The organism is Paenibacillus sp. 01L418, from assembly GCF_056400045.1.
Genome location: NZ_JBFTSN010000055.1, coordinates 15,756 through 27,080, shown reverse-complemented (window position 1 = coordinate 27,080; position 11,325 = coordinate 15,756). Strand labels below are relative to the sequence as shown.

Sequence of the window (11,325 nt, the reverse complement as noted above, 5' to 3'; positions counted from 1 at the left end):
GTCTTGAGGTTGCCGCATTTTCCAGCTTCAGTCCGCTTAGTGGAGCATCATAAGGGAGCGGCGTCGGATCTGTCACTGGCTCATCCGTACTATTAGGATCAATAATATCATTTGTCTCTGTCGGTGTATCGTTGCTGCCTTTCCCTCCACTGCAAGCTGTAATAAGGAGTATAAGCGATAATAATAGCAAAACTGCCGATTTTCGAATTCTTTTATTCATGCGTTTACCTGCCTTTTCCCGCTAAAACATAGCTTGTATTCGTTTTCATATTACTTCCATTTAAACACAATTGAGGACGTATGTCTCGACAAATAAGTTGCTTTCCAGGTTAAAAAATCCAAATTTTTCATATCATATCCCAATTTCCTGACAGAAAGCTTGGTCTTAGCACCGCATGGACGTGCGGCAAAAAAATAGAAGGGACAAGCTCTTGGTTAACAAGAACTTGCCCCTTCTATTTGTTCATACCGCTTTAAATACTCCAGTGATGCCATTCTTCTTGCTGTTTATCAAGTCCGTTTAGCCAATCTGAGGTTACGCGAATCGCTTCCTCCTGATGATTGCGAGCGGAGTAGGTGTGATTCGCTTGAAAAATAATTTCCTTATCGCAAAGGCCCTCATTGCGGGTCCAGAACACCTTCTGATATAAGAAGCTGTAATCGACAGGTATAAGCTCATCGCTAGTACCGTGAACCAGCAGCACCTCGCCGCCAAATTTAGTAGCTGCTTGGAAAGGCTGGTGTTGAAGCAGCGAATCAAAAAATACAGGTTGCAGCGTATACCCTTGATAATCGGAGCTTCCTCCAGTTACAGCATCGTCATAGCTGCTGCGTCCTACGATCCGTACAATATCATTGAACGGATAAGCAACAGGCGACCAAAGCACAAGACGTTTAGCGCGCTTGTCTTTAACTGCTGTCATAATCGCTACCGCCCCGCCGAGGCTGTGGCCAAGCAATACGATTCTGAGCGGATCAACACATTCCATGCTTGATAAATAATCAATCGCGCTTCTAGTCTGATCTACCATGGAATCAAAGCCGAGAGCACCGTAATCACCGCTGCTCTCGCCGCAGCCGCCATAATCGAAACGAAGGACATAAGAGCCTTGCGCCRCAAGCGCTCTAGCCGTTTTTACAAACAAACGGTCAACGCCTATGCGAGAGCCTATGAATCCATGGCAAATAATGATGGCTTGTTTTTTTTCTGAATCGTTTTTATTTCCATCCGTAGGGTAATGCAGCGTTGCCGCAAGCTCAAGCTCGTTATGTCGCAGCGTCAAGTGCTTTTCCATCCGATAACCTCCTGAAAGCCTATATATAATAATTCCTACCCGTATACTATGAATTAATATTAAAACCATAATATCATCACTGCTCTGTACCTGTCAATCTCACAAAGAAAATAAAACCAGCAAACTTTATACTGCTCCTAATCGGGACATACTACCCATATGTTTGGCAGATTCACATTTTAGGAGGTGCAAAGCTATGCCTTTATGGATTGCCTTTATAAAGGATCACTGGCTATCCTTGCTGCTTATTATAGGAATCGCAGTTGCGATATCGTTTGTATATGCGAACCGCAAGCTGCTGTTCTATAAAGAATGACGATAAGAGCACCGCAAGCAGCTGAGGGAATGGATTATTCCTCATGCATGATCGGCACTCGAATCGTCACAATTGTTCCGGCTCCACGTTCGCTGTCAATGGTTAACTGACCGCCGTGGAGCTCAATGATCTCCTTGCATATAGCTAGTCCGAGTCCAGATCCGCCATGGCCGGTACTCGCTTTATAAAACTTTTCAGTGACATGAGGCAAGTCCTCTGCTTCAATCCCACAGCCTGTATCCGCTATCGTGAGCATCGCGCTATCTTGTTCGATGGTCGTTGCTACATGAATGGTGCCGCCAGCAGGTGTAAACTTGAGCGCATTGTCAATTAGATTAATGATTACCTGCTTGAGCCGATTCGCATCCCCTCGAACAACAATTGGGCTTTTTCCATAGTTAGCCAAAATACGTACCCGCGTATGCTCCTCGCGAACCCCTAGCTGATTAACCGTTTCTTTAACCGGACCATTGAAATCAAGCACTTCACTATGCAGCTCCATCGTCCTAGCCGACAGCTTCGAGAAATCGAGCAAATCTTCAACCAGCCCCGATAAGCGCTCCGTTTCCTTGCTAATAATGGATAAGCCCAGCTTTACCTCTTCATCATCCTCGGTAGGCTCGCTTTCCTTTAAGGTTTCACTCCAGCCCTTAATCGATGTAAGCGGGGTGCGAAGCTCATGGGATATCGAAGAAATAAAGTCATCCTTCAGCTTCTCACGTTTGCTAAGCTCTAATACCATGGCATTAAACGTTTCCGCTAGCTGACCAATTTCATCATCATTCCGCTGAATAGCCCGATGTGTCCAATCTCCCTCGGCCATATAGCGCGCCGCTCGTGTAAGCTCTCGAATCGGCTTGACGATTCGCTGGGCGAGAAACAAGCTTAAGCCAAGAAACAACAGGACAACTCCGATACCAACCGCTGTTGCCATCCGGATAAGCAAGCTCACCATCGCATCTACTTGATTTAAGGAAGCTGAATAACGAAGCATGGATACGACCCGTGTTTCATTCCAAAGCGGTATCGTGACCGACATGACCCGCTCTCCATAATAAGGGTCAACTCCCCGCCAGCTTCCCGTTGTCCCTGCAATCGCGGACTTTACGTCAGCAGTCGTATAACGAATATCTGGTGCAAAACCGTCGGAATCGATCCGAATTTGCCCCGTGCTGTCAAGAAGCTGCAGCCTAGTGCCGCTTTCAACCATGTATTGCAAAATATAATCGCCCTGATCCTTCACTGTAAGCGAGGAAAGCGAACGGCTGTGCAGTGTTAACGCCGACTCCGCACGTTGTTTAACGGAGCTCTGCGCGCTTCCGTAATAGTAGTTCCACATTAATGCTGCGAACACGCCACCAAGTACGCTGACGACAAGCACGATGAGCAGCAAATAGCTCCACACCATTCTCGTTTGTACGCTTTTCATTCGTTGCCGCCCCGCTTCCACCGATAACCATAACCCCAAACCGTTTCAATAAAGGCTGGATCGGATGGGTTTTTCTCGATTTTCTGGCGAATTCTTCGAATATTCACGTCCACTACCTTAAGATCTCCAACATAATATCTGCCCCATACCTCTGTCAAAATATGATCTCGGCTGACGCTCTCGCCGACTCGTTCCATCAATAGTCGTACAAGCGTCCATTCCGTAGGCGTCAAAATAATTTCCTTGCCCTGCTTCCACAGCTTCCGCTCTGCTACAGAGAGCCGGAACGGCTGTACATGCAGCTCCTGATGATGAAAGCCCCCGCTTCCATAAATCGTCGTAGGCTGCTGTTCTTCTATCGGACGCTGTACATTAAATGCAGATGTCGCTGCCGCTATAGGCGCTGCTTCGCCACGGGACACTCCCTCACTTGCCGCAATCGATTCAGATGCAGCACCAACCTCTTGCTCCTGATCATCCAGCTGAGGCTTCATTCTCCGATAGAGCGACTTAATCCGCGCAATAAGCTCGCCTGGACTGAAAGGCTTCTGCACATAATCATCTGCACCTAGCTCCAGCCCATGAATTTTATCCTCTTCCTGCGACTTCGCCGTTAGCATAATAATACCCATGCGCGGATAGCGGGCACGCAGCTGCTCGCACACTTCAAACCCGCTGATCGTCGGCAGCATAACGTCGAGCAGCGCAATATCGATAGGCCCTTCTGTATCTGCAAGCGCTAACGCTGATTCGCCAGTTTCCGCCTCTATCACTTCCATATCGTTGCGCTTTAGATTAATGCGGACAAAGCCGCGGATGGACTCCTCGTCCTCCAACAATAATATACGCATAGCTTAAAGCACCCGCTTTTCTCTCTTAATCGTTACGGATAGTAAGCGAAGATGCAAACTCTGCTTCTACCCCTGCCATCTCGCTAAAAGCTTGCCGGTCTGCTTCAGGCCACTCGGCTGGAGCTTCCACTACGAATGAAACCGCAAAAACATTGCCGCTGTCCGTCATTAGCTGCCGATATCGTTTAGATTGCTGCTTCCAAGTTGATTCAACGCTATCCCACTGCTTCTGCGGTACTGCATATAAGGTCGCCAGCTTGGCTGTCTTATTCAATTTTTCATTCCAGTAATCGATGGATACAAGGGCATGCGGCTCGTTCAAGCTGTGCATCGTATAACGGCCTAACCATTGTTCAGGTATACGAAGCTGTATACCATAACTATAATCAGAAAATTCCTCTGTTATTTTCACAAAATCAGATTTACCGTCCCATTGCATCCATTCATCCAACCATTTGGAATCGGAATAAGGAACCTCTGAATAACCCGGAGCCTCTTTCGTCCATGGCAGTTCAAAAATGCCATCGCCATTTATATCCTTGCTCATCGTTGGCGTTCCGCTAATTCCTTCCTGCCCTATAGAACGATTCGGATAAACGAGCCTGAGCTTGTTTCGCTCCCAAACGTACATAGTGGTATAAGTACTATGCGCGCCGGTCGACGCTTCCAAAATAATACCTCTACGAGTAGGTGAAATCCGTCCAATGAGCAAACGATCATAACTATTCACTTCTTTATACAGGTTCTCTGTATGTATTTCCCGCATGCTCCCGTTGATCCAATTGTAAATGGTTAAATGGAATTCAGGCAGCGCCATTTCTTGATTCGTACCAATCTCCGATATAATCGCAAGCTCAATTCGTCCATCTTCATTAATGTCGCCCGTATCTCCATAAGAATAAGGCAAGGTCTCCATAGGCTTCAATGTCAATTTGCCGACATCATTGCGAACTGGCTTCGATTTAAACGAATAAATCTCGAGAACATTCGGACTGTCAAAAGCTCCGATCCACCCGATCATGATTTCCATTTGACCATCGTTATCGAGATCCTCTATTTTCAGCCAATCGATTAATCTGGCCAGCGGCTGCTGAATGAGCACCCACGGCTTCCATACGGAATTCGTATATTTGAACACCATTAACTCAGGTGAACTGTATTCATTGTAATAAGAAACGATAGCCTCTTCCGTTCCGTCTCCGTCCACATCAATGAGGCGTATGGCTTCCATATGATCCTCTCTAAGAGGAAGTGTCAGCTTGCTGTAATCCGGTAAATTTTTTTCAATTGCCTGCACGATAGCCTGTTTCTCGGGTGAAATAGCAGGCTTCTGCAGAAGATCTGCAGGCGCGGCTGTATAACGACAGCCAGCTGCGAGCAATAGGAGTGGAATCAAGCCACCGAGCATTAAGCTCCATCTCATGATTGGTCCACGCCTATTTCTCACATTACTATCACTTGCGTTATCCAACGTTGCAGCCTCCTCGTGCATGTTCCCAGTTAAGCCAATTGATCGGCAGTCACTAACGTATAACCCATATTTTCCAAAAGATCAATGATAGCAGGTAAAGCGTGTACCGTATTTTTAACATGTTTGCTTCCAAAAGAATGCATTAATATCATACCATTTGGTTTGGCTTCTTTCTTAATCATTTTGATCATATCGGAAGACGAGGTGCCCGCCCAGTCGCGCGTGTCGATATTCCAGCCAATTAGTTCACGATGATTTTCTTTCACTAATGCTTTAACCGTATCCGATACTGCCCCATAAGGCGCACGAACCATTGCTGGTGTAATGCCAATTGCTTCTTTAATTGCGTTGTCCGCTTCTTTAAATTGTTCAATAATTCCCTGCTCGTCTAGCTTAGACAAATCCTTATGATTGTTTGTATGATTGCCAATTGCATGCCCTTCGTCTACAATACGCTGCAGCACTTCTGGATTTTTCGTAACTTGTTGCCCGACTACAAAGAAAGTGGCCTTAACTCCTTTTTCCTTCAGGATATCCAAAATATCGGTTGTATAACGCTTGTCTGGACCATCGTCGAACGTGAGCGCGATAAGTTTTTTACCTTTGTCAGGCTTTGATGCTGCTATAACTTGATCCGGCTTGTCCAGCTTTTCCGTTACAGGAACTTCAGGTTTTCCCTTGTCYGGTTCGACTGGCTTATTATCCACATCGCCATGAATGATATCACCGTCTTTGCCTCCGTTGTTGCCGATAATAACGACATCTCCGTCACCAGTGGTTCCGCTTCCCGTTTCTGGCCCTTTCTCGTTGTTCCCATTATCTACAATGGGATTTTTCTCACCTGTCAAAAGCGTTGATAAGCTTAATCCGCCTTTTGCCCCACAAGCACTGAGGCTCATGATTACTACAATCGATAGAACTCCTAAAAACAAAAAACGACGCTGTCTTACTTTTTTCATTACACTCACCTTCTATTCCTCGCTGATAGATTCATTGTAACGCTGCGGCATATTGATAGAGTTACAAATTAGTAACACCTTTCGAGTGATTTTGACACACTTGGCACAAAAATAGGCGAAAATAAAAAAAAGCCAACCAGAGATTTCTGGTTGACCAAAATAAAGGAAAGACCATATTTTTATTTCGTACTAAGCAACTTAGATTAGTGCTTTAGCTGCGATGTCCGTTCGGTTTTGCTTGCCTTCAAAATCGATCACGCTAACCGCTTCATACGCGCGTGCACGAGCCTCTGCAATGTCGCGGCCGCGGCCAACGATACCTAGAACGCGTCCGCCATTCGTAACGAATTGCCCATCCTTCTCAGCTGTTCCAGCATGGAACACAAGTGCTCCCTGCGCTTCTGCTTCTGCAAGACCGGTGATTACTCGACCTTTTGGATAAGAAGCTGGATACCCTTCCGATGCGACAACAACACAAACGGCTGCTTCCTCGCTCCACTGAATATCAAGTTGATCCAAATTGCCATTCAGCGATGCAAGCACGATGTCGATCAGATCCGTTTGCAAACGAGGCAGTACAACCTGCGTTTCTGGATCTCCCATGCGAGCATTAAATTCGATCGTTTTTGGACCGTCCTTCGTAATCATAAGACCARCGAACAAAACGCCGCGGAATGGACGGCCTTCGCTGACCATCGCTCTTGCCGTTGGAATGATGATGTTCTGAATCGATTCGTCAATGATGGCTTGATCGATATGAGGCAGCGGTGTATAGGTACCCATGCCGCCTGTATTTGGCCCTTTGTCTCCATCAAAGATGGGCTTATGATCCTGTGCTGGAACCATAGCGCGCACCGTCTCACCGTCAACGAAAGCGAGAATGGACATCTCTTGCCCTACTAAGCATTCCTCGATAACGATTTGGCTTCCTGCTTGGCCGAATACTTTATCAACCATCATGTCGCGCAGCGCTTGCTCCGCTTCCTCTAGCGTAGCTGCAACCGTAACGCCTTTGCCAGCTGCGAGCCCGTCAGCTTTAATAACGATAGGAGCGGATTGCTCGCGAAGGTAAGCGGACGCTGATTCATAGTCGGTGAATGTTTCATATTTCGCCGTAGGAATATCGTATTTTTTCAATAGATTTTTCATGAAAATTTTGCTGCCTTCGATTTCAGCCGCATTTTTGCGAGGACCGTATGCCACGATTCCTGCTGCTTCGAATGCGTCTACGATACCATCTGCAAGCGGATCATCTGGACCTACAAAAACAAGATCAATTGCAGCATCCTTTGCAAACTGAATAAGCTCATCAAATTGATTGACCGCAATCGGTACAATTTCAGCTAGCTGAGCAATGCCTGCGTTGCCCGGTGCGCAAAAAATTTCTTTTACCTTCTCGCTTTTCTTAAGCGCCCATACGATTGCATGCTCTCGTCCGCCGCCGCCAACTACCAAAATACGCATAACCGATAACCTCCCAAATGACTAAATACAAGTAAAAACGCCTTCGGCGACCTTTGTACGCTGAAGCAGCTTTGACGAATAAAAACAAGCCCTTTATAAGCTAACAAACTTATTTTAAAAAATGCAGCCGCCGCCCGCGCCAGCTGTCTGTCGTTAACGTGCGGCTGCCTATTTGAATAGCTGCGCCAGGTTCTAGTGTTTAAAGTGACGTACGCTTGTGAACACCATCGCGATGTTGTTCGCATTAGCAGCAGCAATCGACTCTTCGTCTTTGATTGAGCCGCCTGGTTGAATGATCGCCGTGATGCCAGCTTTGGCAGCAAGCTCTACCGTATCGCCCATTGGGAAAAATGCGTCCGATGCAAGTGCTGCTCCTTTTGCCGCTTCGCCAGCTTGTTCAATTGCAATGCGTGCTGCGCCTACGCGGTTCATTTGACCAGCACCAACGCCAATCGTCATATCGTCCTTCGCAAGCAAAATCGCATTCGATTTAACATGTTTAACAACTTTCCAGCCGAATAGCAGCTGTTTCAGCTCTTCCGCAGTCGGTTTGCGATCTGTTACAAACTGCAAATCTGCTTCTGTTACCGAATGAACGTCGCTCTCTTGTACGAGCATACCGCCGTCAACTGAAGTAACAAGCCATTCCGGCTTGCGCTCACTAGCTGCCGAAAGCTCTCCCAGCTTCATCAAACGGATATTTTTCTTCTTCGTCAAAATCTCAAGCGCTTCAGGCGTGAAGTCAGGCGCGATGATGATTTCGAGGAAAATACCGCCAAGCAGCTCAGCTGTGTCTGCACCGATCGTACGGTTAGCAGCTACGATACCGCCGAAGATCGACGTTCGGTCTGCTGCATAAGCTTTTTGATAAGCTTCATGGATTGTAGCGCCGATTCCTACGCCGCAAGGATTCATATGTTTGACAGCAACGACCGCTGGCTCATCGAATTCTTTTAGAATTGCGAGTGAAGCGTTGGCATCGCTAATATTGTTATAGGAAAGCTCTTTGCCGTGCAGCTGCTCAGCAGTCGTTACGTTGCCTGCTGCTGCAAGCGGCTTGCTGTAGAATGCAGCTTTCTGGTGCGGGTTCTCGCCGTAACGCAGATCCTGTACCTTCTCATAAGTAACGGTGTACGTTTCAGGCAATGATTCGCCCACTTGCTTGGTCAAGTAATCAGAGATAAGGGAATCATAAGCCGCAGTATGACGGAACACTTTGGCAGTCAGGCGTTTGCGCGTCTCAAGCGTCGTATCGCCTTGTGCTTTCAATTCCTCAATCACCGTACCGTAGTCGGCTGTATCTACTACAACCGTTACGAATGCGTGGTTTTTGGCAGCTGAACGAAGCATCGTCGGGCCGCCGATATCGATATTTTCGATTGCATCCTCATAGGAAACATCAGGTTTCGCAATCGTTTCTTTGAACGGATACAAGTTAACGACAACGAGGTCGATGTAATCCAGACCAAGCTCCTTCATCGTGTTCTGATGCTCTTCATTGTCACGCACCGCGAGCAAGCCGCTATGTACGGCCGGGTGAAGCGTTTTGACACGACCATCCAAAACCTCCGGGAAGCCCGTTACATCGGAAATACCGATAACCGGAATGCCTTCCTTTTGCAGCAGGCTGAATGTACCGCCCGTCGAAATAATTTGCACACCTTGGCTAGCCAGTTCTCTAGAAAACTCCACGATTCCTGACTTATCCGAAACACTAATTAACGCTCTGCGAATTGCCATGCAAATCCCTCCTCATCTATTTGACCAAACAATTTCTCTTCTCCAAATACTGCATCCACACTTGCCGATATGATTGGTCTCATCATCGGTGTTGTTTCGGTTCACACTATCGCACCAAATTGAGCTTATATTAGCCGTTTACTGTCACATGACGACCATTCAGTGTGACGCGACCCTTCGCGATATGCTGAATAACTGCGGGCAGCAGCGCCTGCTCGGCTGCGTGAATACGCTCCGCTAGCGAATCTTCCGTATCTCCGCCTTGCACTTCCACTGCTTGCTGCGCGATAATTGGTCCGCTGTCCATGCCGCCGTCCACGTAGTGAACGGTGACGCCAGTCAGCTTAACGCCATACGCAAGCGCCTGCCCGATGCCATTCACGCCGGGGAATGCCGGCAGCAGCGCCGGATGAATATTAATCATCCGACCATAAAATGGCTCAACCAGCAAAGGCGTAATAATGCGCATGTAGCCTGCAAGCACGATCAGCTCAACGCCGCGCCGCGCTAGCTCAGCGATAATTTCCGTCTCATAAGCTTCGCGAGACGGGTATTCCTTCGGCGTGAACAGGAACGTGTCCACACCAGCCTTCCGTGCGCGCTCCACAACGGGAGCGGCAGGCTTGTCACAAACAAGAAGCTCGATGGTTACATCGAGCTTCCCTTCCTGCACCGCATCTACAATCGCTTGGAAATTCGTACCTTGTCCCGAAGCGAAAACAGCGATGCGAAGTGCTCCCATTATACTTCCGCTCCCGTAAACGTTACGATGCGGCTTCCTTCCGTAACCGTTCCGATACGGTAAGCCTGCTCACCAAGCTCAGAAGCAATGCGAAGAGCTTCATTTGCTTGATCAGCTGGAACAACAACAACTAGACCAATACCCATATTGAAAGTCGTGAACATATCACGATTCGTAATCGCGCCTTTATTTTGCATCAAATCGAAGATTGGCAAAATCGGCCATGAGCCGTATTCCACATCAACGTTCACGCCGTCAGGCAGTACCCGCGGAATGTTCTCGATAAAGCCGCCGCCAGTAATATGTGCCATGCCCTTCACTTCCACTTGCTCAACCAGCTTAAGCGCCGATTTCACGTAGATGCGTGTTGGCTCAATCAGCACATCGCCTAGCTTCGCGCCGCCAAGCTCTTCAAGCTCTTGATCAAGCGAATAACCTGCGTCTTCAAGCAGCAAGCGGCGAACGAGCGAGAAGCCGTTGCTGTGAATACCGCTGGAAGCAAAACCGATAACCGCATCGCCAGCAGCGATAGTTGATCCGTCGATCATTTTTTTCTTATCCACAATACCAACTGTAAAACCAGCGATATCGTATTCTCCGCCTTGATACATGCCCGGCATTTCAGCTGTTTCGCCGCCGATGAGTGAACAGCCAGCTTGTACGCAGCCTTCTGCAATACCTTTAACGATCGCTTCGATTTTCTCAGGAACGACCTTGTCGCATGCCAAGTAATCAAGGAAGAACAACGGCTCTGCGCCTTGTACGATAATATCGTTCACGCACATGGCTACGGCATCAATGCCGATCGTGTCATGCTTGTCCATGGCAAAAGCAAGCTTCAGCTTCGTTCCGACGCCATCTGTTCCAGACACGAGTACAGGCTCATCGTACTTGTCCTTGTTAAGGCTGAACAGACCGCCAAAGCCGCCAAGTTCTGCCAGCACCTCTGGACGGTAAGTCCGTTTTACGTGCTTCTTCATCCGTTCAACCGCTTCGTTGCCTGCCGCGATATCGACGCCGGCTTTTTTGTACGCTTCTGACACTCTCGGTCAACTCCT

At 47.8% G+C, this 11,325-nt stretch carries 9 protein-coding genes and 1 pseudogene; all 10 read right to left on the bottom strand.

Features of this window, described 5'->3' with window-relative positions; genetic code table 11:
- Nucleotides 1-220, bottom strand: a pseudogene (locus tag AC1DSE_RS10425) (hypothetical protein); the annotation flags it as partial.
- Between the two features lie 253 nt (nt 221-473).
- Complete coding sequence (locus AC1DSE_RS10420; protein ID WP_477527656.1) at nt 474-1,295, bottom strand: alpha/beta hydrolase; 822 nt, start codon at nt 1,293-1,295, stop codon at nt 474-476.
- 350 nt (nt 1,296-1,645) lie between these two features.
- Nucleotides 1,646-3,040, bottom strand: coding sequence for a sensor histidine kinase (locus tag AC1DSE_RS10415; RefSeq protein ID WP_477510464.1), 1,395 nt, complete (start codon nt 3,038-3,040; stop codon nt 1,646-1,648).
- Nucleotides 3,037-3,891 carry a response regulator transcription factor gene (locus AC1DSE_RS10410; RefSeq protein WP_477510463.1) on the bottom strand — a complete coding sequence of 285 codons (855 nt, stop codon included), beginning with the start codon at nt 3,889-3,891 and terminating at the stop codon, nt 3,037-3,039. The genes AC1DSE_RS10415 and AC1DSE_RS10410 overlap by 4 nt, the downstream gene beginning before the upstream one ends.
- 25 nt (nt 3,892-3,916) lie before the next feature.
- Nucleotides 3,917-5,362, bottom strand: coding sequence for a hypothetical protein (locus AC1DSE_RS10405; protein ID WP_441884078.1), 1,446 nt, complete (start codon nt 5,360-5,362; stop codon nt 3,917-3,919).
- A 29-nt stretch (nt 5,363-5,391) separates the two neighbouring features.
- On the bottom strand, nt 5,392-6,321 hold the full coding sequence (locus AC1DSE_RS10400) for a polysaccharide deacetylase family protein (RefSeq protein WP_477510462.1): 930 nt from the start codon (nt 6,319-6,321) through the stop codon (nt 5,392-5,394).
- 198 nt (nt 6,322-6,519) lie between these two features.
- Nucleotides 6,520-7,785, bottom strand: coding sequence for a phosphoribosylamine--glycine ligase (purD, locus tag AC1DSE_RS10395; RefSeq protein WP_477527655.1), 1,266 nt, complete (start codon nt 7,783-7,785; stop codon nt 6,520-6,522).
- A gap of 192 nt (nt 7,786-7,977) precedes the next feature.
- Nucleotides 7,978-9,525, bottom strand: a complete 1,548-nt coding sequence (purH, locus tag AC1DSE_RS10390) for a bifunctional phosphoribosylaminoimidazolecarboxamide formyltransferase/IMP cyclohydrolase (protein WP_477510460.1) — start codon at nt 9,523-9,525, stop codon at nt 7,978-7,980.
- 130 nt (nt 9,526-9,655) lie between these two features.
- Nucleotides 9,656-10,267 carry a phosphoribosylglycinamide formyltransferase gene (gene purN / locus AC1DSE_RS10385; protein WP_477510459.1) on the bottom strand — a complete coding sequence of 204 codons (612 nt, stop codon included), beginning with the start codon at nt 10,265-10,267 and terminating at the stop codon, nt 9,656-9,658.
- Nucleotides 10,267-11,310: a phosphoribosylformylglycinamidine cyclo-ligase gene (purM, locus tag AC1DSE_RS10380; RefSeq protein WP_441884063.1), complete on the bottom strand. Its 1,044-nt coding sequence runs from the start codon at nt 11,308-11,310 to the stop codon at nt 10,267-10,269. Before purM ends, purN begins: the two co-directional genes overlap by 1 nt.
- Between the last annotated feature and the right edge of the window lie 15 nt (nt 11,311-11,325).